Source organism: Nonomuraea sp. B10E15 (assembly GCF_039871615.1).
Taxonomy (GTDB): Bacteria; Actinomycetota; Actinomycetes; order Streptosporangiales; family Streptosporangiaceae; genus Nonomuraea.
Genome location: NZ_JBDPMB010000001.1, coordinates 1,104,456 through 1,130,069, shown reverse-complemented (window position 1 = coordinate 1,130,069; position 25,614 = coordinate 1,104,456). Strand labels below are relative to the sequence as shown.

Here is a 25,614-nt window from a genome sequence, read left to right as displayed (position 1 = left end):
ATCTTCGCTTCTGTGCCTGCCGCGCCCCTGCCCTGCCGGCACGGACCCGCTACGGCGAACCGAGACAGGAGCACCACCTCGTGCGACACATGACCGCAGCCGCCCTCACCGCCCTCACCCTCACCGGCGCCTTCGCCGCGGCACCTCCGGCCACCGCCGCCGCGCCGGCGGGCAACGCCCCCTCGTGTGTGGCCGTCTGGCAGACCACGGGCACCTTCACCAAGAAGGGATACGCGCGCAACGACTGCGACCGCCGGCTACGGCTGAAGATCAAGTGGGCGCGCGGCACCGACGGCGCCTGCCACACCGTCGACCCGGGACGCACCATCTACTCGCAGGTCGCTCGGGGCCCGCGCACCTTCGACGGAGCCGACACCTGCTGACCGGCACGCCCGGTGGAGGAGGCCGCCCGCCACGCGCGCTCAAGCCGCCCGGCGGCTCATGAGGAGATCCGCGGGGATGCGCACCGGCAGGCACAGGGTTTGACCGTGCTCGTCGAACAGGTCGTCACGGGAGCCGAAGAAGCCCAGGTCGGCCAGGACGTGACCTGAAAGGTCACATGAGGAGCAGGTGCTGCCGTCCCAGTCCACGGCCGTGCGCGCGATCGCGTCGAAGAGCGTCTCCCCACCCGCGTTGGTGAATCGGCCTCCCGCCCGCAGCATGCCGAGATCGCCGTAGAGCTCGGAAGCGGTCACCCACCGGCCATCGAGAAGGAACTCCGGCCAGGCCAGCACCACCCGCCGGGGAATCAGCGCGCGCAGCCGGGGGAACCGCGGATGCCAGAAGCGCCCGTCGAGCAAGAATCCTCTGACCCGAGTGGCGATCCCGCGGCCGCGCGCCACAGTGTTCGCCCCCGCTGTCCGCGAGGAGACGGCGGTGCGACAACCCCGTGATCGTGAAGGCGCCTGTCCCACCCGGCGATCCTAACGTGCCCCCTGCCGGTCAACACGTTACGACCTGGCGGAATGCATGGGATCGCCGACGCGTACGTCCTGTACGAGATCCTCGGACAAGACGTCGCCAGAACAGGGGGACATGCATGGGCACGTTGCAGCGGGTGGTGGTGCTCGATCACCCGGAACCGCACGGGCTGGATCCCGCGCTGGTCGGCTCCCAGGCGGAGCTGATCGACGCTTCCGGGCGGGCCGACGCCTTCGAGCTGTGCCACTCGGCCGACGTGGTCGTCACCGACGCCGTCCCGGTGACCGCCGCGCTGGTGGACAGGATGGAGCGCTGCCGGCTGATCTGCGAGTACGGCGTGGGCGTCGACAACATCGACGTGGCCGCCGCGACGGCGGCCGGGATCCACGTCTCGCGGGTGCCGTCTTACTGCGTCGAGGAGCTGGCCGACCACAGCCTGGCGCTGATCCTGGCGTCGACCCGGGGCATCGTCAGATACCACGATCACGTACGGCACGGCGGATGGGACTACCGCCAGGCCGGGACGCTCCGCCGCACGCGTGGGCAGGTCCTCGGCCTGTTCGGGCTGGGCCGTGCCGGCGGCGCCGTCGCGGCCCGGGCCGCCGCGCTCGGGTTCCGCGTCCTGGCGACCGACCCCGTGGTCGAGCCGGGCGACCCGCACGCGGCGTTCGCCGAACTGGTGCCGCTCGAGCGGCTGGTGGCGGAGGCCGACGTGCTCAGCCTGCACGCGCCGCTGACGCCCGCCACCCGGCAGGTCATCTCCGCCGCGAGGTTGGCGGCGATGAAACCGACGGCCTACCTCGTCAACACGGCACGAGGCGCCCTGGTCGACCAGCCGGCCCTGCTGGCGGCGCTGCGGGCGGGCCGGCTGGCGGGCGCGGCCCTCGACGTCCTGGCGACCGAGCCGCCGGGCGCGCACGAGGAGCTCCTCGCCCTGCCGAACGTGATCGTGACCCCGCACGCGGGCTTCTATTCGGAAGAGTCGCTGGCGGACGTCACCCAGGAGGTGTTCTCGGAAGTCCGTGCGGCTCTGAACGGACAACGGCCGCGGAACGCGATGAACCAACCCGGCGACGGGGGAAGGGTGCGATGACGCCGCGGACGGCTGCTCCCCCGGCGGAGTGACGACGCGGGCTGCAGGGCGACGGCGGACGCCGTCGACCTGACGCCGTTCACGTGAGTCAGCTCTTCTGCGTGCCTTGCCCGCGCGATCGCTGGATCCGAAGAACGTGCCTGCCCTCTTGATGAGTGCATACTGCGTATGCATACTTAGTACGCATGCCGGTCAGACACGGGTTGCTCGCCCTCCTCAGCACAGGGCCCCGGCATGGCTACCAGCTGCGCATCGAGTTCGAGGCGTCGACAGGGGCGACCTGGCCGCTCAACATCGGCCAAGTCTACACGACGCTGTCCCGCTTGGAGCGTGACGGCCTGGTCAAGCCGGGCGAGTCGGACGAGCAGGGCCGGGTCGTCTACATGATCACGGAGGCCGGCCGGGAGGAAACCGCGCGATGGTTCAGCACCCCGGTCGTCCACTCCGACCGGCCGCGGGACGAGCTGGTCATCAAGCTGGCCATGGCCGTCGCGGCCAGGAACGTGGACGTCGCCGAGGTCATCCACCGGCAGCGGACGGCGACCATGCGGGCTCTCCAGCAGCTGACCATGGCCAAGCGAGCGGCCACGGCAGGCGCGGCGCAGCGGCTGGTGCTCGACTCCATGATCTTCCAGGCCGAGGCCGAGCAACGGTGGCTGGACCACTGCGAGGCCGTTCTCGAGGAGGAAAGATGACGTTCCTGCGGCTGGCCGAGGTGGCCAGGGTCCATGGGGAAGGGGCGGCAGCCGTACACGCGCTGAAGGGCGTGAGCCTCGAAGTCGGCGAGGGAGAGCTGATCGCGGTCATGGGCCCGTCGGGGTCCGGCAAGTCGACCCTGCTCCACGTCGCGGGCGGGCTCGACCGGCCCACGTCGGGAACGGTGCACATCGGCGAGCACGACCTGGCCACCGTGCGCGACCTGGCGGCGCTGCGGCGCCGCGGCGTCGGCTACGTCTTCCAGGACCACAACCTGATCGCGTCGCTGACGGCGGCGGAGAACGTGATGCTGCCGCGCGAGCTGGACGGCGTGCGGCAACGTCCCGCCCGCGAGCAGGCCTTGGGCGTGTTGAGGGAGATCGGCGCGGAGCACCTGGCCGACCGCTTTCCCGACGAGCTGTCCGGTGGCCAGCGCCAGCGGGTCGCCATCGCCCGCGCTCTCGTCGGCGAGCGGCGCCTGCTGCTGGCCGACGAGCCGACCGGCGCGCTCGACACGCGCACCGGCGACGAGATCCTGCGGACATTACGCGCCCGCTGTGACGCGGGCGCCGCGGTCCTGCTCGTCACCCACGAGCCGCGCTACGCCGCCTGGGCCGACCGGGTGGTGTTCCTGCGCGACGGGGAGATCACGGATTCCACGGACGGCTCGCTGGTGAGCGCCCGATGAGCGCGCTCGTCGCCGCGCTGCGCATCGCCCGCAGGACCGCGTGGCGCTCCCGAGGACGAAGCGCGCTCATCATGGTGATGATCGGCCTGCCCGTCCTGGTGATCACGGGAGTCTTCACCCTCACCGAGACCATGTACGTCACCGCGCGGGAGGGGGTGGTGGCCGAGCTCGGCACGGCCGACGCCCGCCTCGTCCGGACGCCCGAGGGCACGGTGCTCCGGCAGCAGCCGAACGGAGCGGGCTGGAGCAGGGGCGGCGGCGACGGAACGGCCGCTCCGGAGCTCGGCAGCGCCGAGGTGGCGGCCCTGCTGGGACCTGGCACCCGGTTGGTCCCCTTCAGCACCGGCGTGCTCCGGCTGGGCGCCGAACGGGTCGACGCGGTGGAGACCGACCTGCGCGACCCCCTCACCAGGGGGATGCTGGCCTTGACCGAGGGCAGGTTCCCCGCCGCCCGCGAGGTCGCCGTGACTCCCGCGCTCGGCCTGCGCCCCGGCGACCTCCTGCGGCCGTCCGGCGCGGCGCCGCTCACGGTGGCGGGCGTGGTCGAGCATCCGCACCGGCCCTCGCTCCGCGAGGTGGTGGGCCCGGATCTGCCGCTGGAGCCCATGGATGACGGCTTCTCCTTCTCCAGGTACGGGCCGGGCTGGCTCGCCGACACCGCCGAGCCCGTGACCTGGGTCGACGTGCCCGCGCTGAACGCGGCCGGCCTGTACGTCACCTCCCGCGCCGCGCTTCCTGACTCTCCGCGCTCCCTCGTCAGGTTCTCCTCCTTGGACGTCCAGCACACGGTCGGGCTCGGCGCCATGGTGATCATGCTGGTGCTGGAGACGGCGCTGCTGGCCGGGCCCGCCTTCGCGGTCGGGCTCAGACGACGGCGACGCGAACTGGCCGAGATCACGGCGCAGGGTGGTTCGGCCCGGCACCTGCGGACGATCGTGCTGGTCGACGGGCTGGTCCTCGGGGGCGCGGCCACCGTCGTGGCGACGCTGCTGGGCGTCGGGGCCGGGGTGCTGGGCGCCCAGGTCGCCGCGCGATGGGGAGGCCAGGTCGGCCCGGCGGAGGTGCCGTGGGCGCCGGTGCTGGGCGTCGCCACCCTGGGGTTGATCACCGGGATCGCGGCGGCGCTGGTGCCCGCCGTGCAGGCGGCCCGGCAGGACACGGTGACCGTGCTGTCCGGACGCGCGTCCGGGGTGGCCGACCGGCCGGGGTGGCCCCTGGCGGGAGCCGTGCTGGTGCTGGCCGGTCTCGGAGCGACCGTGGTGGCGCGGCGCCAGCCGGGCCTGGTGTGGGTGTGGGCCTCCGCGCTGCTCGTCATGATCGGGCTGGTGGTGCTGACGCCGTGGCTGGTCCGCTGCACGGGACGGGTGGCCACACGGTTGCGGCTGCCGCTGCGGATGGCCGTCCGCGACGCGGTTCGCCACCGATCCCGTACGGCGAGCGCCGTGGCGGCCGTCATGGCGGTCACGGCCACGGTGGTGGCGATGGGCATCGGCGCCCACAGCGAGTTCATGGACCAGCGCGACGCCTACACCTCCGCGCGTCCGACCGGCACGCTGGCGATCTGGGGCGGGCCCATGGGCGACGCGACCTGGGACAGGCTGCGCGCCGAGGCGGTCCGCAGGTTGCCGGGCGTGCCGCTGGCCGCCGGCTACCACGCCGAGGACGCCCAGGGTCACCGCTACGCGTTGCGGTACAAGGTGCGTTGGAACGGCACCAGGACGCGCCGTACGGCGGCCATCGGGGACCAGGCTCTGCTGAGGCTGCTGCAGGGACGCCACGATCCGCGGGCGGCCGCCGCGCTGGCGAGCGGCAAGGCCGTGGTGTTCGACCCGGCCGCGGTGCGCGACGGCAAGCTGGCGCTGCGGGCGAGCTCGACGTCCGGCCCCGCACGCAGGCTCGAGGTGCCGGCGGTGGCGGCCACACCCGCCGGCGAGCACCAGGGCGGAGCCCTGCTGCCACGCGCGCTGGTCGAGCGGGCCGGGTTCGCGACGGCGGAGCGTCAGCTGTATGCCATGCACCAGCCGCCGGCCGGCTCGACGCTGGCGCGCGACCTGGCCAGGGTGACCCCTCGCGTGACGGTCGCCTCCGAACAGGGCTACCGCAACGTGCCCGAGCCGGGCTTGTGGGGCTGGCTGGCCGGAGCTCTCGTCCTCGTCGTCGGCGGCACGCTTGCCGCCACCCGCCTGGCGGCCGCCGACATGCGGCCCGACCGCGCGACGTTGCTGGCCGTCGGCGCGCGGTCAGGGACGTTGCGGATGGTCGTGGCCGGTCAGGCGCTCTACATCTCCGGGCTCGGCGCGCTGGTGGGGCTGGTCGCGGGGACGGTGACCGGCGTGGCGCTGACCCGGCCGATGACGACGCACGGCGCCGGAGATCCCGCGACGATCGCCGTACCGTGGCCCTTCGTGATCGCCGTGGTGGTGGGACTGCCCGCGCTGGCGACCGTGGCGGCCCTGATCACCCGCACCCGGCTGCCTCTCGCCCGCCGGCTCGTGTGAACACCGGGCCGGGGCGCCGGCGGTGCGGCGGGCCCGCCAGGCGTAACGGTCGCTCGCCGGAACTTCTCAGGCGTTCCTGACGCCCGGACGGGGACGTCCGACCTCCCGCCGCAGAGCATCCACTGTCGGCCGGCGCCACCGTGGCCGCCTTCCCCGGCCCGGCACGGTCTGGAACGCCAGGTCAGCGACCCTGCGACAGCCACGGCACCCGGGCACGCCGTTGCCGGTCCGCGCCGTATCCGTTCACTGGCGACCATTCCCTGTTCACCGATTTTTTGACATCCTCCGTTGGACGTAGGACGTCCCCTCACACTCTCATGCCAGGAAGGGCGAAGACATGCACGATGGTCACCCCCCGCAAAGCCGTGCCCGGCGCTCGCCGCGCCGCCGGGCGAGCGCCGTGCTGGTGCTCGCGGGCTTACTCGTCGGCGTGTTCGGCGCGCCCGCGGCGGCTGCGCCGGCAGAGGACTCCGCGACCGGCGGCACCGCACCGTTCGTGGACGAGCAGGTGCTCTACGAGCGGGGCGACTTCGGATACGCCTGCTTCCGGATCCCCGCCGTGGTGCGGGCCGCGGACGGCACGCTGCTGGCCTTCGCCGAGGGGCGGGTGAAGGACTGCGGCGACGACGAGGACATCGACCTCGTGCTGCGCCGTTCCGCCGACGGCGGGCGGACCTGGGGGCCGCTGCAGGTGGTCTCGGAGGGGAACGGCACGACCCACGGCAACCCGGTGCCGATCGTCGACGAGCGTACGGGGCGGGTCGTGCTGGTGAGCACCCACAACGGCGCCGAGCCGTGCCCGGACGGCTGTGACCGCGATCCCTGGGTGCAGGTCAGCGACGACCACGGGGCGACCTGGTCGGCCGCAAGGGAGATGACCGAGGGCAAGCGTCCGGAGTGGAACCACTGGTACGCCACGGGCCCCATGCACGGCATCCAGCTCAGGCACGGCCCGCACGCCGGCCGGCTGGTCGTCGGGGCGAGTTACGAGAGCTGGGACCGGGTGGGCGCGCACGCCTACGGCACGCACCTGCTCTACAGCGACGACAGCGGGGTGACCTGGAACATCGGAGCCGAGACGTCCTCCGACGACGGCACGATGATCGCCCAGGAGGTCACCGTCGTCGAGCTCGACGACGGGCGGATCTACGCCTCGGCCCGCGAGCGCGGCACCGACGAGGGCAGCCGGGCGTACGCGACCAGCAGCGACAGCGGCGAGACGTGGGACGCGCCGTTCCGCACCATGCCGGCCCTGGCGACGACCGACGTCCAGGCGTCGCTGCTGCGGTTCGGCGAGAAGCACATCCTCTTCTCCTCGCCGATGCACCCGGGCGCCCGGGAGGCGATGGGGATCCGGTCGTCCCACGACGAGGGGCGCCGCTTCGAGAGCTGGAACGAGGGCAAGGTCTTCCACTGGGGGCCGTCGGCGTACTCGGACATGGTGCGGCTGGACGGCGCCGAGGCGGCCCTGATGTACGAGGCCGGCGACGTGTCACCGTACGAGCAGATCCGGTTCGCCCGGTTCAACGAGGCGTTCCTGGAGACGCCGAACGGCACCCCGCCCGGGATCCCGGGGCCGCCCGCGCCCGGCCCGACGACGCCGGACAGGTCGCCGCACGGCAACACGGCGTACGTCCGCGGCGGCGCGCAGACCGCCGACGGGCGGTTCGGCGGCGGGCTGGCCCTGGACCGGGTGGACGACCGGGCGGAGGTGGCGTTCGACGCGTCCATCGACCTCGGCGCGAAGGACTTCACGCTGACCTCCTGGATCCGGTACTCGGAGACGGCCGGCTCGCACGCGATCCTCTGGTTCCACCGCGTGGACCGGGGCACCAACCCGCCTGGGCTGTGGCTGCGGGCGGAGCCGGCGAGCAACCGCATCCGGGCGGTCCTCGCCGTCGACCGGTTCGACGTGACCGTGCAGTCGCCGAGCGCGTACAACGACGGGCAGTGGCACTTCGTGGCGCTCCAGCGGGTACGCGGCGAGCTCAGGCTCCTGGTGGACGGCGTGCAGGTCTCGTCGGCGCCGGTGCCGGCCGGTTCGCTGACGCTCGGCAAGGAGTTCGGGCTCGAAGGGATCCACGTCGGGCAGCGGCTGGACGGCGCGGACCGGTTCCGCGGGACGCTGGACGAGGTACGCGTCTACCGGCGCGCTCTCACCGGCGCCGAGCTGGACCTGGTCCGGGAGCGGAACCTCCCGATCGGCGGCCGGCTCGGGCTGCGGCTGCCGTTCGACCACGTCGGCTGAAGGGCGCGAGCCGCCCGGCGACGGCGCCCGCGGAGACCCGCGGGCGCCACCGCCGCGCCCGACCATGCCTCCGGGACGTAGGACGTCCAGCGGGTTGAACGAGCGGCGTGCGTCCGGTGGCCCGTCCGTGTAGTCGGCGTAAAATCTCCTCCACCGCCTGGCTTTCGCAGACCGAGAGGTGGGATGTTCGACACGAGGTCTTCGACGAGCCTGGAGGCAGCATGCCTACGCGTGACGGCGCGTCGCTTCAGGAGCGCATCATCGCCCTGATCCACGAGCGCGGGCTGGCCCCCGGGGCGCCGATGCCCACCGAAGTGCAGCTGATGGACCTGCTCGGGGCGAGCCGCAACAGCGTGCGTGAGGCCGTGCGGGCCCTGCGGGCGCTGGGCATCGTCGAGATCCGGCACGGACATGGGACGTTCGTCGGGCACGCGTCGCTCGACGTGCTGACCCCGTCGCTCGCCTTCCAGGTGCGTTCGGGCCAGGGCGGCGGGATCCGCGCGCTGCACGATCTGGTCGAGGTTCGGGAGCTGCTCGAGACCGGGCTGATCGGCCAGGTGGCCCGGAGCACCAGCGTCACCCGCCTCGCCGCGCTGGACGCCCTGGTCAACGGCATGGACCGGGACCCTGGAGCCGATCGGGCGTTCCACGCGCTGCTGTACGAATCGTGCGGCAACGAGCTGGTGCTGCAGCTGATCGGCCTGTTCTGGGACGTCTACCACGAGGTCGAGCCGACGCTCGGCCCGCCGGAGGAGCGGACCGCGGAGATCGTCGTCAACCACCGCCGGATCGTGGCGGCGCTGCGCGCCCGTGACACCGAGGCCGCCCGAGAGGCGATGCGGCTGCACTTCCGCGACGTCAAGGCGCGCATCGCGCGGGCGAAGGCCCGGCCGCTCCCCGCGCCGACCTGACCCGGGCCGCACCCGACCCGGGCCGCACCCGACGCGGGCCGTACCCGACCCGGGCCGACCTGATCCGCGCCGACCTGATGCGGGCCGGGTGTTCTGGTGGTCAGGGGTCGCCCACGCGGAGGGCGTCGAGGTTCCGGCGCCGGCCCATGGCGATGTGCGCGTACGCCCCGAGCACGGCGCACAGGCCCATCCCGGCCACCAGCGCCACGGGCGTGAGCAGGCCCGGCGTGTGGCCGGCGACGGGCAGGCCACCCGCGAACGCGGACACGTCCACGCCCGGTCCGAGCGCGGCCGGCAGGACCAGCCCCAGAGCCAGGCCGACCGGCGCGGTGACGAGGACGACGGGCAGCAGCTCCAGCAGGACCAGCCGCCTGGCCTGCCTGCCGGACAGCCCGAGCGTGCGCAGGAGCGACACCGTCCTGGCCCGCCCTGCCGCCCCCGCGACCAGCGACAGGACGATCGCGACCAGCGCGTACGCCCCCAGCGCCACCGTCACCACGACCATCGTCGTGCGGACCGTGCCGGTGAGCGGGTCGGCCTGGATGGCCGCCAGCGCCGCCTCCTGCGTCTCCACGGTGGCCGACGGGACCAGCCGCGCCAGGTCGGCGGGCGAGGCGTCGCCCCTGATCAGCAGGGTGTTGGCCGCGGGCCAGGGCAGCACCTCCCGCGGCACGAGGAGGAACTGCCCGCTGGAGTAGAAACCCGGCACCGCGTCGATCATGCCCTGAGCGGTCAGCCGTACCGGCGACAGCCACATGATGTCGAAGGCGTCCCGGTCGCCCAGGGCGGGCGAGAGCAGCGCGGACCTGTCCCCGGACAGCGCGGGCAGGCTGATGGGCGCGTCCTCGTTGACCCGCCGCCACCGCGCGAGGTCCACGGCGACGGCGTACGGCCGCTCCCCCGTGGCCCCGATCTGCACCCGGCCCGTCAGCGCGAGCGCCACCTCCTCGACCCCGGGGGCCCGGCGTACGCGCTCGATGGCGCCGGGCGGGATGTCCGCGACGGACGTCAGCTTGATCGGCGCGCCCACCTTCTGCCAGGACGCGAGCCGCTGCGTGGTGGTGATCCCGTCGTGGACCACCGCGGCGTACACCGACAGGCTCAGCGCGGGCAGCAGGACCAGCACCGTCAGCGCGCCCGTGGATCGCCCTCTGGCCGCCCCGGCCAGCGCCAGGAACGGCACGGCCGCCCGCCCCCGCGCGGTCAGCCGGACGAGCAGCCGCAGCGGGTACGGGTAACACCGCAAGGTGATCAGCGCGGCCGCGAGCGCCAGCGCCACCGGGATCACCAGCAGGAACGGATCCTGCTGCGTGCCGGACGGTCCTCGGGCCCGCAGCAGGTACGCTCCCGCCAGCGCGAGCACGACGACCAGCGCCTCCACCGTCACCCGCCGCGCGGACGGCCGGGCGGTGACCAGGTCGGCACGGCGCTCCCCCAGCGGCGTGCGATGCGCGAGCACCAGGCGTGCCGCGGCGAAGGTCACGGCGGCGACGACCACGACCGCCGGTCCGAGGTGCACGATCGGCGGCACGGGCCCCGGCAGGAGGAACGACAGGGCGTACCCGGCCAGGGCCGCGGGCCCCACGGTGAGCGCGGTCAGCGCGGCCCCGGCCGCCGCCACCTGCCGCAGCGCGGCGCCGCGCGCCCGCGCCAGGGCCATCGTGCGCTCCATCCGGTCGGTCAGCAGCCGCACGCCCAGCGCGATCACGCCGAGCGCGACCGCGAACAGGCCTCCGAGCACCAGGTACATGACGGTCCGGGCGGCGGACAGCGTGGTCAGGAAGCCGGCGAGCAGAGGGGGCAGGCCGGTGACCAGGCGGTAGCTGATGCTGCCGGTCCCCTGGACGTCCACCTGCCGCCGGAACGCGGCGACCGCGGCTTCGACGCCCGGCACGCCGGCGGCGCTCGCGGCCCGCCCGTCGAGGGGAAGGACCCAGCGGTAGGCCAGCGTACGGGCTTTGTTGGTGAGCGCGCTGAGCCCGTCGTCCGACATCAGGGTCGTGGTGTGGAACTCCTCCGGCCCGTCCGCCGGCACGACCCTGGTGACGTGCAGGACGTCGGCGTCGTGGCTCCAGGATCGGTCGGCCGGGTCCTTGGCCCTGAAGACGCCGACGATCTTCGCGGCGGTGTGCGCGCTCTCGCCGAGCATCCTGGTCTGGCCGACGCGCAACCCCATCCGCTCCACGGCCTCCTCCACGACGCCCACCTCGATGACCGGGATCGTCGCACCCCGGTACCGCGTGGTGGACGGCTTGCCGGGCGGGCGGCCGCGCACCCAGTCCACCCGCCGATCGGCGTCGGACAGCCAGCCGAGGTTGACGAAGGTTCGGGTGTCGCCCGTCTCGTTGACGGGCGTGCGGAAGGTCTTGGCGCTGATGTGGCCGCCGCGCCCGACCAGGGGCCGCAGCTCCGCCGGGAGGAGCCGGCGCCAGTGGAGGCCGGCGCCCTCGAACTCCGCGCGTGAGTGCAGCTCCCCGGCGGGCAGGGCCGGAGCCGCGGTGACGGTCAGGTCGGTCCGCACCGCGACGGTCGCGGCCAGCGAGCGGCGCAGCGCCTCGTCGAACGACGCCTGCATCGTCCTCGGCAGCCCGGCGACGAGCAGGCAGGCGACCGCCGTCAGCACGACGAGCAGCGCCGACGTGCCCGCGTGCGCCCGGACGCCCAGGGGGATCCTCACCGCTCCTCCAAGGTCTGCCCCCGCCACATGCGCCGGGCCAGCCCGGCGACGATCGTGACCAGCACCGCCGTCACCAGGGCCAGCATCGCCGCGACGGCCGCCCACGGGATGTGGAACAGCACGCCGGGCGTGACCGCCGACGCCTGCCCGGTCATGACGACGCGCGGGACCACCAGGTTCCCGACCACCACGGCGAGCGCGGTGCCGGCGGCGAGCGACAGCCCTATGACGAACGCCTGCTCCGTGGCCAGCATCCCGAGCACCTGGCGGGGGCCGATGCCCAGCGCGCGCAGCACGGCGAACTCGGCCCGCCGCTCCCGCGCCGCGACCACGGCGTTCACCAGGAACCCGAGCACCGCGAACCCCAGCGCGGCGGCGAACGCCAGGGTCAGCGCGCCCTGCAGGGCGCCCGCCAGCGGATCGTCGCGCAGTTCCGCCGCCAGCTCCCGGCGGTCGACCGCGGTCACGTCCCACTGGGGGGTGCGGCGGAGGATCTCCCGCGCGGGAGCGGTGTCGGGGGCGGCGAGCCACCATTCGGTGGCGGGCCTGGACGGCTGAGCCGCGGCCAGCTCGTACGCCTGCAGCGTCTCCCAGTCGGCGAGCACGGCCTGCTGGTCCGGGGCGCTCGTGGGCATGCTCGTCACGATGCCGGCCACCTCGACCCGCACGACCCGGCCGGCGAGGCGAACCGTCCCGACCTGCCCGACGTCCAGCTCCAGGGTGGCGGCCAGGCCGGACGTGAGCACCACGGGCAGCGGGCCCGGCTCACGCGGCGGGCCGAAGGTGATCACGCCCCGCGGGCGGGCGACGGCCCCGGCCACCGGCACGTCCCGGCCGTCCGCGCTCAGCCCGGTCAGCCTCAGGGCGGCCTGCTCGCCCGCCACGAGGCCGCGTACGGACAGCGGATAGGTGATCGTGCCGGCGCGTCCGGCGAGCGGGGCCAGGTCGGCCTCGACCCGGTTGCCGCCCTCCCGCAGCTCGCCGAGCGGCAGGTCGAACCACACGCCCAGCGCGTCGGACAGCACCAGCCTGGCCGGCACGGCGGCGCGTGACTCGACCCGCACGGTGAGGGCGCGCGGCCGTCCGGGCAGCTGCAGCCGGGCCGCCCGGTCTCCGGCGAGCGCCGCGGACAGCTGCGGCACCGTCCGCGCCGACAGGTCGGGGCGCAGGCGGAACAGCTCGCCGAGCCTGCCCGCGTCCAGGGCGACGAGCAGCGCGCTCTCGCCGCCCACCCCGGTCGGCGCCCGGAAGGCGGGGGAGGCGGCGGTGACGCCGGGCAGCGCCGTGAACGCCGTGCCGCGGCCGAGCGTCCCCAGCTCGGGCCCCTCGGACGGGCCCGACAGGCGCAGGTCGGCCGCCGCCCGGTGGTCGGCCTGGTCGCGCTGCGAGGCCTGCCAGGTGGCGGTGGTGGCCATGGAGACGACGCCGATGGCGATCGCCAGGGTCAGCAGCAGCGCGGGGCCGGCGTACGTGAGCGGCCGCCTGCTGACCTGCCAGGCCCCCAGAGCGGGCGCGAGGTCAGGCCGGCGCGAGGTCAACCGCTCGGCCAGCCGCGACACGCGCGGCACCAGCCGCAGCCCCAGCAGGCCGCCCGCGAGCAGGGCCAGGGCCGGGCCGGAGACGATCAGCGGGTCGATGCCGAGCCCGCCCGCCGCCGTCGCGGTGACCGGCGCGCCGTAACGCTGGAGCTGCCAGATCGCCAGCCCGGCCACGACCAGCAGCGCCAGGTCCGCGCCCGCCCCCTGGACCAGCCCGCGCCGGCCGCCGCGCCCGCGCGCCGACTGCTCCTCCACGTACGTGCGCCGCGCGCCCGCCACGGCCGGCAGCGCCAGCAGCGCGGCCGCGGCCAGCGCCACCCCGGACGACACGAGGAACGTGCCCGCGTCAACCCGCGGCGCCAGCCGCACTCCCGAGGCGCTGATCCAGGGCAGCAGGCCGATCAGCGCGAGCAGCGGCGGCCCGAGGAACGGCGCCACGATCGCGCACGGCACCGCCACCAGCAGCGCCTCGCCCCCGGCCAGGCTCGCCAGCCGCGTCGTGCCCGCGCCGCGCGAGCGCAGCAGCGCCATCTCCATGCGCCGGTGGTCGGCGAGCAGCCGCGCGGTGAGCATCAGCGCGTACGCGGCCAGCACCAGCAGCTGCAACACCGGGATCAGCACCGTGGAGCGGGCCACCAGGGACGCGGTGTCGAGCTGGGTGAGGAGTTCGGGCAGGTCGCCGGCGGTCAGGCAGTTCACGCATCCGGCCGCCGCCAGCCGCTCGCCCACCCGGCCGACGGCCTCGGCCAGCGGGCGCAGCCGTTCGGGCGTCAGCGCGCCGAGCTCCGGCTCGGCCGCCCACACGGCCCGCACGCCGGTGGCGAAGCGCGCGACGAACGTCTCCTGCGTCACCATCAGGGGCCCGTACGTGGTGTACTCGCCACGCTCCACTCCCCTGCTCAGCAGCTCCTCACCGCCCCACCGCTCGCCCACGGGGTCGTCGAGCCGGAAGACGCCGACGACGTGGACCTCGACCGGGCGCCCGTCGAGCCGCGCCTTCGTGACGAGCTCCTCGCCGATCTCGAACCCGGTGGCGGCGGCGGCCGGCTCCGAGATCGCCGCCTCGACGGCCGGCCCGCCGGCCCGCGGCCACCTGCCCGCGGCCAGCCGGGCGTGCCGGTCGAGCCCGTCGTGGCTGCCGAACCGCAGCAGCTCGGGCCGCTCCTCGCCGTCCTGGCCCGGCATGACGTACGAGTCGGAGCGCAGGCTGGTGGTGACGGCCGGTGGGGCAGCCGGTGGGGCCCCGTGGGCCGCGGCGAGCTCGTCGCGCACCATCCGGTCGTACTCCGGGAAGGTCCCGGCGTTGACCTGGGCGGTGATCGTGGTGGTCGTCTGGCGGTACGAGGCTGTCTCCATCGCCCTGCGCACACCCGCGCCGGCGATGGAGGAGGCGTACATCGTCAGCGCCACCAGCGTGGTCGTCGTCAGCAGGATCGAGCAGAGCGCGGCCAGGAGGAGCAGCGGCTCGCCGAGCGCCCGCTTGACGACCAGCGGCCCCCGCATTCCTCTCTCCTTCCCCGATGTTTAGACCTTCGGGGCCCGGCGGGGCGGGGGCAAGGGTGACGGCACACCTGATATGCGCATGTGATCGTCCGATCTCCGGACGGCGTGAGCGCGCGGGAACGGCGGCGCCCGCCTGCCCGGTCGAAGGGCTCACCGTGGCCGTCGGGCGTTGACACCGACGGAGTTCCGCCCCCGGTTCGGGCAGCCGGAGTTCTACGCCGTCACGCTCTTCCGCGAGGGCCCGGGGGAGGCTGTTCGCGCTGCCGGCGCTGGTGGGCGCGCACCTTGGTCCGGTTGCCGCAGCGCGCCATCGCGCACCAGCGCCGGTTGTGCGCGGGTGAACGGTCGACGAAGCGCAGGGCGCAGCGGTCCGCGCCGCAGAGGCGGACCCGGCGGACCTCGTCCGACACCAGCAGGTCCACCGCGTCATGCGCGACCAGGCCCAGCCCTGCCGCGGCGCCCTCGGCCCTGTCGCGCGACTCCCCCGGAGCCAGGCGCCCGTCCACGATGGCGACCTGGGGTGCCGGACGGAGGGCCGCCATGGCCGCTTCGTTGATCAGGGACAGGTCTCCCGCGTGGGGGAGCTCGCCGCTCGCGGCCGCCATGACCGCCCGGTCGATGGCCTCGCGCAGTCGCCGGGCGAGAACGAGCACGCCCTCGGGCTCGGCGTGGGGCAGGGCCGGTTCGCCGGCCACTCCCGCGGTGTACAGCCAGCGCAGCACGTCTCCGGGCTCCCGGAGCGTCTCACGAGGTTCCTTCCAGCGGTCGCGCAGGGTGTTGACGAAGTCGAGGCACACGCTGCCGCCGTGCCAGAGCCACTCGTCGTCCGCGGTCACCTGTGCCTCCTGTCCACCGAATCGACGGAGGCGCACCGTGTCCTCTCCGGGACACGATCCTGATCGCCCACGCGTGGGACCACGAGGCCTTTCACGAAGGCGCGTCCTCTTCCTCCCGGTCTGGGGACGCACGCCGGGACGGGCGAGCGTCCTGCGCTCACGGGTGACTCCCCCGGGTGAGGAATCCGCGAAGGTGGTCGAGGAGGATGTCCGGACGCTCCTCGGGGATGAAGTGACCGCAAGCGGGGATCTGGCCACCCGTCACGTCGTCGGCGTACTCGCGCCAGATCTCCAGCGTCGGAAGGCGGGCGGGCAACCCGGCGGAGCCCCACAGGGCCAGCACGGGCATGGCGAGCCTGCGCCCCATGGCCGCGTCGGCGTCGTCGTCCACGAGGTCCTGCTCCTGGGCGCGGTAGTCGTCGAAGCCGGCCCGCAGGGCGCCCGGCCGGGAGAACGCGCGGACGTAGGCGTCCACGGCATCGGGGTCCAGGCCGTGACGGTTGTACGTCCAGCGTTCGAAGAAGTACTCCAGATATCCGCGTACGTCGTTGGCCACGAGGCGTTCCGGCAGGTCCGGCTGCATGTGGAACAGCCAGTGCCAGTAACCGGAGGCCACCGAGGCGTCCAGCCGCCGGAACATCTCCCGCGTCGGGACCACGTCCAGCACGACCAGCCGCTCCACCTGCCCGGGGTGGTCGAGCGCCCAGCGATGCGCGACGCGGGCACCACGGTCGTGCCCCACGACGACGGCCCGCTCGAAGCCGAGCTCCTGGACGAGCGCGGCCATGTCGGCGGCCATCTGACGCTTGTCGTAGCCGGTGGCCGGTTTGTCGCTGAGCCCGTATCCGCGCAGGTCGGGCGCGACGACCGTGTGATCGGCGGCCAGCGGCCCGAGCACCGCCCGCCAGCAGTGGCTCGTCTGCGGCCACCCGTGGAGCAACAGGATCAGCGGGCCGGAGCCCGCTCGGGTGTAGTGCACGCGGATTCCGTTCACGAAAGCCACGCCCGTCGTCGTCACGGCGCCGCCCATGGTGCCCCCGTCCCTCTTAACCGTCTTAGATGGTTAAGCTAGCCCTCACCCCTCCGGCGCGGCAAGGAAGCCGGCGCCGGGCGCGGCGTCACCAGCGCGGCAGGGGTTCGGCCTAGCCAGCGAGGTAGCCGCCGGTGGCGTCGAGGTCGTGACCGACGACGGCGCTCGAGTCGTCCGAGGCGAGGAACATGACGACCCTGGCGATCTCCTCGGCCGCGACGATCCGCTTGACGGGGTAGTCCTGGGCGATCTGCTCGTACGTCACCCCGAACGCCTCGGCCGCACGCCGCAACATGGGCGTGTCCACGGCGCCCGGCGCCAGCGCGTTCACCCGGATGCCGTCGGCCGCGTACTCCAGGGCCGCCACCTTCGTCAGCGACGCGACGGCGTGCTTGCTGGCGTTGTACGGCGCGATCGTGGCCCACCCGACCTCGGCGGAGACCGACGCGGTGTTCACGATGGCGCCGCGGCCCCGCTCCAGCATCCTCGGGACCTCGTACTTCATGGCGAGGAAGACGCCCGCGGCGTTGGTGCGCCACACGGCCTCCATGTCGGCGAGGGTCTGCTCGTGCACGCGGACCGCGCGGGGGCTTTCGATCCCGGCGTTGTTGACGGCGATGTCGATCCGGCCGTGGCGGCGTACGCAGGCTTCGACGAAGTCGCGCACCTGGCCCTCCTCGCGGACGTCGGCCCGCCGGAAGGTGGCCCTGCCGCCCGCGGCACGGATGCTCGCGGCGACCTTGTCGCCGAGCGCCTCGCGCCGGCCGCAGAAGAACACCGCCGCCCCCTCGGCCGCGAACGCGCGGGCGGTGGCCTCTCCGATACCGGACGTGGCGCCCGTGATCAGGACGACCTTGCCGGCGAACCGGTCACGTGGCTGCTGGAGCGTGCGGGCGGCGGCGCCGGGGGTGAGGGCTGTGGCCGCCGCCGCGGTGGCGCCCGCGGTGAGCAGGGCCCTTCTCGACGGCGTGCGGAGGTCTGGCTTGCGCGTGGTCATGCCGACAGGCAACCAGCCGGGGGACTCCACGGGCCAATACCTGTGCCCATACATTTCAGGCATGGACGTGGACACGCGGGTGCTGCGCTACTTCGTCACGGTCGCCGAGCGGCTGAGCTTCACGCAGGCCGCGAAGGAGCTGTTCGTGGCGCAGCCGTCGCTGTCCCGGCAGATCCGGCAGCTGGAGGAGCGGCTCGGCGCCGACCTGTTCACCCGGCCCGAGGTCCGGCTCACCCCCGCCGGCGAGCAGTTGCTGACCGCGGCACGCCGCCACATCGCCGAGTGGCAGGAGACGACGAGGCTCGTACGGACCACCGCCGCGGCCACGCGGAACGTGCTGCGGGTCGGGTTCGTCGTCGCGGGCGGCGGCCCGCTCGCCCGGCGGGCGCGGGCCGCGTTCGCCGTCCGCCGCCCGGAGGCCGCCGTCGAGCCGAAGCGGTTCGAGTGGGCGGGTGAGACGCGGGCGCTGCGGGACGGGCAGGTGGACGTCGCCTTCGTGTGGCTGCCGGCCGACCTGTCCGGGCTGCGCAGCGAGGTGGTCGCCAAGGAGCGCAGGTGGGTGGCGGTGGCCGCGGACCACCGGCTGGCGGGGCGGGAGTCCGTGGACATGGCCGACCTGCGTGACGAGCCGATCGGGTGGACCGAGGTGGCGCCGGCCGCGTGGGTCGACTGGTGGGCGGTGAACCCCCGGCCGGACGGGTCCGCGCCGGTCTGGGGGCCCAAGAACGACAACGTCGACGAGATGCTCGAGCACGTGGCCGCAGGAGCGGCGGTGTGCATCGGCGCCCGCTCGATGGCGGAGTACTACGCGCATCCCGAGCTGACGTGGCTGCCCATCACCGACGTGGAGCCGCTCCGGATCGCGCTGGCGTGGCCGCCCGGCACGGTGAACCCGCTGGTGGGCGAGTTCGTGCGGGTCGTGCGCGAGATCGTCGCGGAATGACCGGTACGGCTCGCCCGCCGGCGCGCGAGATCGCCACGCGGTGGCCTCGATCCCCCGTCGCCTGACGGCCGGTACGGCCGTCAGGCCCGCTGGTCCGGCTCCGCCGTCACGAGGGCGAAGGTCGCCACCGCGCAGGCGAACAGGCAGATGACGCCGAGAGCGAAGAGCCAGCCGGGTTCGGCGAGCACGGTCGCGCCCGCGCCGACGAGCAGGGTGGCGAGGGCGAAGCCCGCGAGCCGGCGGCGTCCGGCTCGGCGGGCGGCGGCGGGCGGGGAGGGGGTTCCGGTGTCGGTGGCGGCGCCGGGGTCCAGGGTGCCGCGGAGGAAGAGGCGGAACAGCAGGACGAGCGAGGGAACCAGCACGATCGCTCCGCCGGCGACGGCGACGACGACGGCGAGCAGCGTCGACGGGCCGGCGGCTGCCTGCTCGACCGTGAGACCGGGCAGGAAGCGCGGCCTCTGCGCCATCGCCCAGCCCGCCACGATCGCGGCCACGGCGACCGCCGCCGAGGCGCGGGCCAGGCCGAAGCGCTCGCGCCAGACGAGCAGCAGGGTCGCGATCCCGGCCACGCCGGAGACGGCGACCATCACGGCGCCGCCGTCGCTGGTCAGGCCGGCGAACAGCAGCGGGGCGTCGTACCTGGCGACGATGAGACCGGCCAGCGCGAAAGCGCCCGCGCACCCGCCCGACACGAGGGCGCGGGCGCGGAAGTCGTGCTCCAGGCGTCTGGAACCGAACCGGCGCGCGTCGGCGGCGAGGTAGACGGCGGCGAGATATCCCCCGGCGGCGACCGCGAGCCCGCCGATGAGCAGTGAGGTGGGGTTCAGCCAGCTGGTGACGAGGTTCCCCGCGGCGTTGCCCACCGGGACGCGGCCGGAGGCGATCGCGCCCGCGACCGTGCCCAGCGCGAACGGCGTCAGGATCGAGGAGAGGGCGAACAGGTACTCGATCGGCCGCTCGCCGGCGGCGCCCTCCAACTGGCCGCGCAGCGCGTATGAGGCGCCCCGGAGGATGATCCCGACCGCGGCGGCGAACAGCGGCACCGCCAGCGTGGACGTGATCGAGCCGAAGGCCACGGGATATGCCGTCCAGCACACGACCAGCACGAAGATCAGCCAGACGTGGTTGGCCTCCCACACGGGTCCCATCGCGTGGCGCGCGTGGTGCCGGATCGCCTGGTGACCGGCCTCTCCCCGGCCGGCCAGCAGCGTCCACAGCCCCGCGCCGAAGTCCGCGCCGGCCAGCACGGTATAGGCGGCAAGGCCGGCGAGGATGAACACCATGGGGATCTCAGCCATCGTGGTCCTCGATCGGCACGCGGCTGAAGCGGTGCAGCAGCCATGCGACGCCGCCGGCGAGTCCCAGGTAGACCACGATCAGGGTGCCGTAGCCGACGGGTATCCCGGACGCGTCGGTGACCGCCTGGCTGGTTCGCATGATCCCGTACACGATCCAGGGCTGGCGCCCGACCTCGGTGGTGATCCACCCGCAGATGAGCGCGACGACCGACAGCGGGCCGGCCAGGACGACCGCGCGGAAGAACCAGCGTGAGCGGGGCAGCCGTTTGTGACGCAACCGGACATAGAGGTAGACGAGGCTGAGCAGGGCGAGCAGCGTCCCGATGCCGACCATGCCCTGGAAGGCCAGGCGTACGACGTTGACCGGCGGCTGGTCCTCGACCGGCACCGCGTTGAGGCCCTGAACCGTCGCGTCCGGGTCGTGGAAGGCCAGCAGCGACAGCAGGCGCGGGATCGCGATGCCGTAGTCGACCTCCTTGCCGTCGTACCAGCCCAGCAGGTGCTCGGGCGCACCGCGGGTGGTCTGCCCCAGCCCTTCCAGCGCGGCCAGCTTCACCGGCTGGTGCCGCGCGACCTCCCGCGCGGCCCAGTCACCGATGATCACCTGCAGCGGCGCGGCCACCGCCGCGGCCGACAGCGCGACCGTCAGGGCCGTGCGGCGGTAACGGTCCCGGCGTCCGCGCAGGAAACCCCACGCGTACGGGACGGCGACGAGAAACCCCGCGACGATGAAGCCCGCGAAATACATGTGGACGAACTCGTGCCAGAAATAGCCGTTGGCGAACAACGCCGACCACGGGTGCGCGTCGACGGCGCGACCGTCCTGCATCCTGAACCCCACCGGGTGGTTCATCCAGCCGTTGACGGAGATCACGAACAGTGACCCCATGACCCCGGCGATCGCCACGGGGATGCCCGCCAGGAAGTGCGGCAGTGGCCGCAGGCGGTCCCAGCCGTACACGTAGATGGCGATGAAGATCGCCTCGGTGAAGAACGAGAACCCCTCCAGCGTGAACCCCAGCCCGAACACGTCGCCGAAGCCGGCCATGAAACCCGGCCACAGCAGCCCCAGCTCGAAGCTGAGGATCGTCCCGGTCACGACGCCGATGGCGAACAGCGCCAGCATCACCTTCGACCAGCGCCTGGCGAGCGTGCGGAAGAGCATGTCCCCGGTCCGCAGGTAACGCCACTCGCAGAACAGGACCATCGCGGGAAAGGCGATCCCGAAGCACACCAGCGGGATGTGCACGGCGAGCGACAGCGCCTGCATCTGCCGCGCCTCGAACAGGTAGTCCTGGTCGACGGATGTGAACGCGCCCCCGAGAGCCGCGATCGTCGCGCTCATGTCGTCTCTCACCTCTGGCCGTGTCGACCACGCCCACCGCCGACAGCTGGGTCCGGTCCGTGACGAAGACCTCCGGCATGGTGGAGGTGCCGGCGATCGACACTATAGGCAGCCTTTCGTTACTCTCTGCGAGACTCGCCGGGCCGTCGACCAGGCCGCGGACGCCTCATGCGCCGCAACGGACCTGATGACCGCCGGGCGGCAACCGCCACCGGCGGCTCACGCCTGGCGCGTCCGGGGGCGTACCACGGCCACCGGGCAGGTCACGTGGTGCAGCACCGCGTGGCTGACCGAGCCGAGCACCGCGGAGGCGAAGCCGCCCCGGCCGCGCGAGCCCACCACCAGCAGATCCGCCGTCCCGCCCGCCCGGATCAGGACGTCGGCCGGATGGCCGACCACCTGCTCGCCGACGATCGCGACGTCCGGGTTCTTCTCCTGCCAGGGCGCCACGCGCTCGGCCGCCCTGCGGATGTCCTCCTCGCGGCTGCTCTCGATGAGCATGCCGTATCCGGCCACCAGCGGCGGGGCGATCGGGATCTGCCAGGCGAACACGACGTGCAGCGGCAGGCCGCGGACGCGGGCCTGGTCGACGGCGTACTTCATGGCGGCCTCGGAGTCGTCGGAGCCGTCGTCCCCGACGACCACCCGCCCGTACTGCACGACGGACGGCCCGCGGACGAGCACGAGCGGTCCGGTGGCGTGCCCGGCGACCCCCAGGCCGACCGAGCCGAGCACGAGCCCGGCGAACCCCCCGAGTCCCCGGCTGCCCAGCACCACGCTGTCCGCGGACACCGACTCACCGATCAGGGTGTCGATCACGTTGCCGGGCAGCAGTTCCGTGGTGACCTCGACGTCGCGCGTCAGGCCCCGTGCCCGGTCGGCGGCCGCGGCCAGCGTCCCGGCACAGTACTTCGTCCCCTCATCCCCGTAGCGCCACTGCTCGCACACGTGCACGATCCGCAGGCCCAGCCCTCTGCGCTGGGCGTCGGCGGCGGCCCATTCCACGGCCGCCCTCGCCGGTACGGACCCGTCCACGCCTGCCACGATGTGTCCGGCCATCACGCACCTCCTCCGCTTTCCTCCAGCCTCGCGCGGCGCCGGCGCCCGGCGCAGGAGCACGAGGTCCCCGACCAGCAGGGCCATTGGTCCTCACCGGCCGCCCGCGGCGCACCCGGTGCACGGACCGGCGCCCACCTCCGGTCGCCGGAGGTGGCGCGCGGGCGTTCGCCCTACTTCAGGTAGGGGTTGCGCCGGATGATCGGCAGGTTGCCGAGTCCGAGCGTGGTGCCCGCGTCGGCGAGGGCGAGGCCGACGAGGACGATCGAGTAGACGATGTGGTCGTCCATGAAGGGGTTGGTGGCCAGGGGCAGCTCCGCCGCCCACATCAGCACGAGCATGAGGCTGCCCGCGCCGGCGGCGATGCGGGTGCCGGCGCCCAGGACGAGCGCCAGGCCGACTCCGAGCAGGCCGGCCATGAACAGCCAGTCCACCCACGCCTGTCCGGCGAGGATCGAGAAGAAGCCGCCGAGCGCGTGGTCGCCGGTGCCCTTGAGGAAGCCGGTCGTGGGGCTGCCGCCCGCGATCCAGGCGCGTCCGGCCGGGGTGGCTAACCCCCAGCCGAAGGTCTTGTCCAGAAACGCCCAGAGGAAGATCCAGCCGATCGAGATCCGGGCGATCGCCCAGACGTGGTCGACCGGCCGGCGTGCGGCGGTGGTGGCGCCCGTCTCCCCGATGGGCCTGGTGTCGGCGGCGGCCATGGCGGTCCCCTTTCGGTGCTGACTCGTCGTCCCTGTCGCACCTCCATCACACCGTTGGCGGCCCTCGCGAAGCAGTGCCGTAGGACCCGGGGACGAAGGACCTTCGTCCCGCCGTGGCCCCGGCAGGCGGGTTGACGTGAAGCTTGGGCGGTCCCGCGTCTTTGACTAGTGTCGGAGGCATGATTCGTGTGTTCCTCCTTGACGACCACGAGGTCGTACGACGCGGGGTGGCCGCCCTGCTGGAGTCCGAGGACGACATCGAGGTCGTCGGCGAGGCAGGAACCGCCGAGTCGGCCACCGCCCGCATTCCCGCGCTCCGGCCGGACGTGGCGGTGCTGGATGTGCGCCTGCCCGACGGCAACGGCGTCGACGTGTGCCGGGAGGTCCGCTCGCAGTTGCCCGGGCTGGCCTGCCTGATGCTCACCTCGTTCGCCGACGACGACGCTCTGTTCGACGCGGTGATGGCCGGCGCCTCCGGCTACGTGCTCAAGCAGATCCACGGCTCCGACCTGGTCGGCGCGGTCCGCACGGTCGCCTCCGGGCAGTCCCTGCTCGACCCGCAGACCACCGCGGCGATGTTGCAACGGCTACGCGAGCAGGCCGCCAGGAAGGACCCGCTGGCCGAACTGACCGAACAGGAACGCCACATCCTCGACCTCATCGGCGAAGGGCTGACCAACCGGCAGATCGGCGAGCGGCTGTTCCTGGCCGAGAAGACGGTCAAGAACTACGTGTCCAACCTGCTGTCCAAGCTCAACATGCAGCGCCGCACCCAGGCGGCCGCGTTGTCGGCCCGGCTGCGGGCCGGCAAGCGCGAATGAGCCTGGCGCCGTGCTCAGCACCTCACTGGTTGCCTCACTGCGTTGCCTCACTGGGCGCCGGCCCGGCACGCGTCAAGGGAGGGGGACGTGCCAGCGCAGCCTGGTGCCGCCGTCGTCCGGAGCTTCCAGCTCCGCGGTCCCGCCCAGGCGGCCGGCCCGTTCGCCGATGTTGCGCAGGCCGCTGCGGCGAGCGCTGTCTCCCAGGCCGACGCCGTTGTCGGTGACCACGAGGGCGAGCCGGCCCTTGGAGGTTTCGACTGAGACCTCCGCGCGGGTGGCGTGGGAATGGCGCACGACGTTGGACAGGGCTTCGCGGAGCACGGCGAGCAGGTGCTCGGCCACGGCATCGGGCACCAGGACGTCGATCTGGCCCTCCATGCGCAGCCCCGGCATGAAACCCAGGTGGCCGCTCGCTCCCTCCACCAGGTCGACGATCCGCGCACGCAGGCTCGGAGCCGCCTCCTCGCGCGGAGTCTGCAGGGCGAAGATGGACGAGCGGATCTGCCGGATCGTCTCGTCCAGCTCGTCGATCGCGTGCTGCAGCCGCTTGGCCGCCTCCGGCCGTTCCACCAGCCGGACGGTGCTCATCAGCGTCATCGCGGTCGCGAACAGCCGCTGGATGACCACGTCGTGGAGGTCCTTGGCGATGCGGTCCCGGTCTTCCAGCAGGCCGAGCCGTTCGGCGTCCTGGCGGGCCTCGGCCAGCTCCAGCGCGAGCGCCGCCTGGCCCGCGAACGACTCGACCATCTGCTGGTCGGCCCTGCTGAACGGCAGCCGTCCGCTCCGCTTGGCCAGCATGAGGACGCCTCGCACCCGCGGCGGCGTCCCCAGCGGCACCGCGAGGCCGGGCCCGTATCCCGGCCGTCGCAGCGGCGAGTCGGGGTAGGCGGCCAGATCCGGATCGGACCTCGGCTCGCCCCGGGTGAAAGCCTCGCCGGCCAGCGTCGCGCCGACCTCGAATCTCATCGCCAGCGACTCGTCCGCTCCCTCGCCCTCCGCCACGTCCACGGTCAGTGCCTGGCCGGACGGCTCGGGAAGCAGGAGCTGGACCAGGTCCGCGTCGCACATCCGGCGGGCGCGCGCCGCCATGGTGGTGAGCACCTCGCGGGAGCCGACGCCGGACAGCAGGCTCGTGGTGATCTCCGTGGACGCCTGCAGCCAGGTCTCGCGCCTGCGCGACTCCTCGTACAGGCGGGCGTTCTCCACCGCGACGCCCGCGGCGGCCGCCAGCGCGACGACGACGGCCTCGTCCTCCTCGTCGAACTCGCCGCCGCCGCGCTTCTCGGTCAGGTAGAGGTTGCCGAACACCTCGTCCCGCACGCGTACCGGCACTCCGAGGAACGTGCCCATCGGCGGATGGCCCGGCGGGAAGCCGTACGACTCCGGGTGGTCCGAGATGCGGCCGAGCCGCAGCGGCCGCGCGTCCTTGATCAGCAGACCGAGCAGGCCGAGCCCGTGCGGCCAGTGCTCGATCCTCGCGATCTCCTCCTCGCTCAGTCCCACCGGGATGAACTGGATGAGCGTGCGTTCCTCCCCGATCACCCCCAGCGCTCCGTAGCCGGCGTCGACCAGCCTGGTCGCGGTCTCCACGATCCGCCGCAGCACGGTCTCCAGGTCCAGGTCGCTGCCCACGGACACGACCGCCTCCAGGAGGGCGTGCACCCGATCGCGCGTGGCCAGCACGGCGTTCAGCCTCGTCTGCAGCTCGGCCAGCAACTCGTCGAGCCGCATCTGGGGGAGCAGCGGATGCTGCTCGCTCTCCGACATACCGCTCAGTTTCGCACCTGGACGGCACGTCGCCCACCGCGGGCCAC

20 protein-coding genes are annotated in these 25,614 nt (G+C 73.6%); 9 read left to right on the top strand and 11 right to left on the bottom strand.

What is annotated here, in order from left to right; all coding sequences use genetic code 11:
* Positions 1–89: 89 nt before the first annotated feature.
* On the top strand, positions 90–383 hold the full coding sequence (locus tag ABGB14_RS05135) for a hypothetical protein (RefSeq protein WP_347642359.1): 294 nt from the start codon (positions 90–92) through the stop codon (positions 381–383).
* Between the two features lie 39 nt (positions 384–422).
* Here ABGB14_RS05135 and ABGB14_RS05130 read toward each other — a convergent pair whose 3' ends face one another.
* On the bottom strand, positions 423–800 hold the full coding sequence (locus tag ABGB14_RS05130; RefSeq protein WP_347642358.1) for a hypothetical protein: 378 nt from the start codon (positions 798–800) through the stop codon (positions 423–425).
* A gap of 239 nt (positions 801–1,039) precedes the next feature.
* Here ABGB14_RS05130 and ABGB14_RS05125 point away from each other — a divergent pair, with 239 nt between their 5' ends.
* The 6 genes from ABGB14_RS05125 to ABGB14_RS05100 all read left to right on the top strand — a co-directional run bounded on the left by ABGB14_RS05125 (position 1,040) and on the right by ABGB14_RS05100 (position 9,055).
* Positions 1,040–2,014, top strand: a complete 975-nt coding sequence (locus ABGB14_RS05125; RefSeq protein ID WP_347642357.1) for a C-terminal binding protein — start codon at positions 1,040–1,042, stop codon at positions 2,012–2,014.
* 185 nt (positions 2,015–2,199) lie between these two features.
* A complete protein-coding gene (locus tag ABGB14_RS05120) occupies positions 2,200–2,709 on the top strand; it encodes a PadR family transcriptional regulator (RefSeq protein WP_347642356.1) in 510 nt (169 codons plus the stop codon).
* On the top strand, positions 2,706–3,398 hold the full coding sequence (locus tag ABGB14_RS05115) for an ABC transporter ATP-binding protein (RefSeq protein ID WP_347642355.1): 693 nt from the start codon (positions 2,706–2,708) through the stop codon (positions 3,396–3,398). Before ABGB14_RS05120 ends, ABGB14_RS05115 begins: the two co-directional genes overlap by 4 nt.
* Positions 3,395–5,896, top strand: coding sequence for an FtsX-like permease family protein (locus ABGB14_RS05110; RefSeq protein ID WP_347642354.1), 2,502 nt, complete (start codon positions 3,395–3,397; stop codon positions 5,894–5,896). Before ABGB14_RS05115 ends, ABGB14_RS05110 begins: the two co-directional genes overlap by 4 nt.
* A gap of 337 nt (positions 5,897–6,233) precedes the next feature.
* Positions 6,234–8,144: a sialidase family protein gene (locus ABGB14_RS05105; RefSeq protein WP_347642353.1), complete on the top strand. Its 1,911-nt coding sequence runs from the start codon at positions 6,234–6,236 to the stop codon at positions 8,142–8,144.
* Between the two features lie 221 nt (positions 8,145–8,365).
* Entirely contained in the window at positions 8,366–9,055 is a 690-nt protein-coding gene (locus ABGB14_RS05100; protein WP_347642352.1) for a FadR/GntR family transcriptional regulator, read from the top strand.
* A gap of 100 nt (positions 9,056–9,155) precedes the next feature.
* On the opposite strand, the gene ABGB14_RS05095 is transcribed toward ABGB14_RS05100, so the two are convergent.
* The 5 genes from ABGB14_RS05095 to ABGB14_RS05075 all read right to left on the bottom strand — a co-directional run bounded on the left by ABGB14_RS05095 (position 9,156) and on the right by ABGB14_RS05075 (position 17,636).
* Positions 9,156–11,732: an FtsX-like permease family protein gene (locus ABGB14_RS05095; protein WP_347642351.1), complete on the bottom strand. Its 2,577-nt coding sequence runs from the start codon at positions 11,730–11,732 to the stop codon at positions 9,156–9,158.
* A complete protein-coding gene (locus ABGB14_RS05090; protein WP_347642350.1) occupies positions 11,729–14,773 on the bottom strand; it encodes an ABC transporter permease in 3,045 nt (1,014 codons plus the stop codon). The genes ABGB14_RS05095 and ABGB14_RS05090 overlap by 4 nt, the downstream gene beginning before the upstream one ends.
* A 221-nt stretch (positions 14,774–14,994) precedes the next feature.
* Positions 14,995–15,609 carry an ABATE domain-containing protein gene (locus ABGB14_RS05085; protein ID WP_347642349.1) on the bottom strand — a complete coding sequence of 205 codons (615 nt, stop codon included), beginning with the start codon at positions 15,607–15,609 and terminating at the stop codon, positions 14,995–14,997.
* A 157-nt stretch (positions 15,610–15,766) separates the two neighbouring features.
* A complete protein-coding gene (locus ABGB14_RS05080; RefSeq protein WP_347642348.1) occupies positions 15,767–16,639 on the bottom strand; it encodes an alpha/beta hydrolase in 873 nt (290 codons plus the stop codon).
* Between the two features lie 112 nt (positions 16,640–16,751).
* Positions 16,752–17,636 (bottom strand): SDR family oxidoreductase, encoded by an 885-nt coding sequence (locus tag ABGB14_RS05075; protein WP_347642347.1) that lies wholly within the window; start codon positions 17,634–17,636, stop codon positions 16,752–16,754.
* Positions 17,637–17,697: 61 nt separating this feature from the next.
* Between ABGB14_RS05075 and ABGB14_RS05070 the strand changes: the two genes are divergently transcribed.
* On the top strand, positions 17,698–18,579 hold the full coding sequence (locus tag ABGB14_RS05070; RefSeq protein WP_347642346.1) for a LysR family transcriptional regulator: 882 nt from the start codon (positions 17,698–17,700) through the stop codon (positions 18,577–18,579).
* 80 nt (positions 18,580–18,659) lie between these two features.
* Here ABGB14_RS05070 and ABGB14_RS05065 read toward each other — a convergent pair whose 3' ends face one another.
* The 4 genes from ABGB14_RS05065 to ABGB14_RS05050 all read right to left on the bottom strand — a co-directional run bounded on the left by ABGB14_RS05065 (position 18,660) and on the right by ABGB14_RS05050 (position 22,979).
* Entirely contained in the window at positions 18,660–19,877 is a 1,218-nt protein-coding gene (locus ABGB14_RS05065; protein ID WP_347642345.1) for a cytochrome d ubiquinol oxidase subunit II, read from the bottom strand.
* A complete protein-coding gene (locus ABGB14_RS05060) occupies positions 19,870–21,222 on the bottom strand; it encodes a cytochrome ubiquinol oxidase subunit I (protein ID WP_347642344.1) in 1,353 nt (450 codons plus the stop codon). The genes ABGB14_RS05065 and ABGB14_RS05060 overlap by 8 nt, the downstream gene beginning before the upstream one ends.
* Positions 21,223–21,441: 219 nt before the next feature.
* Entirely contained in the window at positions 21,442–22,281 is an 840-nt protein-coding gene (locus ABGB14_RS05055) for a universal stress protein (protein WP_347642343.1), read from the bottom strand.
* Between the two features lie 170 nt (positions 22,282–22,451).
* Positions 22,452–22,979, bottom strand: a complete 528-nt coding sequence (locus tag ABGB14_RS05050) for a hypothetical protein (RefSeq protein ID WP_347642342.1) — start codon at positions 22,977–22,979, stop codon at positions 22,452–22,454.
* 179 nt (positions 22,980–23,158) lie between these two features.
* Here ABGB14_RS05050 and ABGB14_RS05045 point away from each other — a divergent pair, with 179 nt between their 5' ends.
* Positions 23,159–23,800, top strand: a complete 642-nt coding sequence (locus ABGB14_RS05045) for a response regulator transcription factor (protein WP_347642341.1) — start codon at positions 23,159–23,161, stop codon at positions 23,798–23,800.
* A 72-nt stretch (positions 23,801–23,872) separates the two neighbouring features.
* Here the strand turns inward: ABGB14_RS05045 and ABGB14_RS05040 are convergent, their stop codons facing one another.
* Positions 23,873–25,567, bottom strand: a complete 1,695-nt coding sequence (locus ABGB14_RS05040) for a GAF domain-containing protein (protein WP_347642340.1) — start codon at positions 25,565–25,567, stop codon at positions 23,873–23,875.
* Positions 25,568–25,614: the final 47 nt, after the last annotated feature.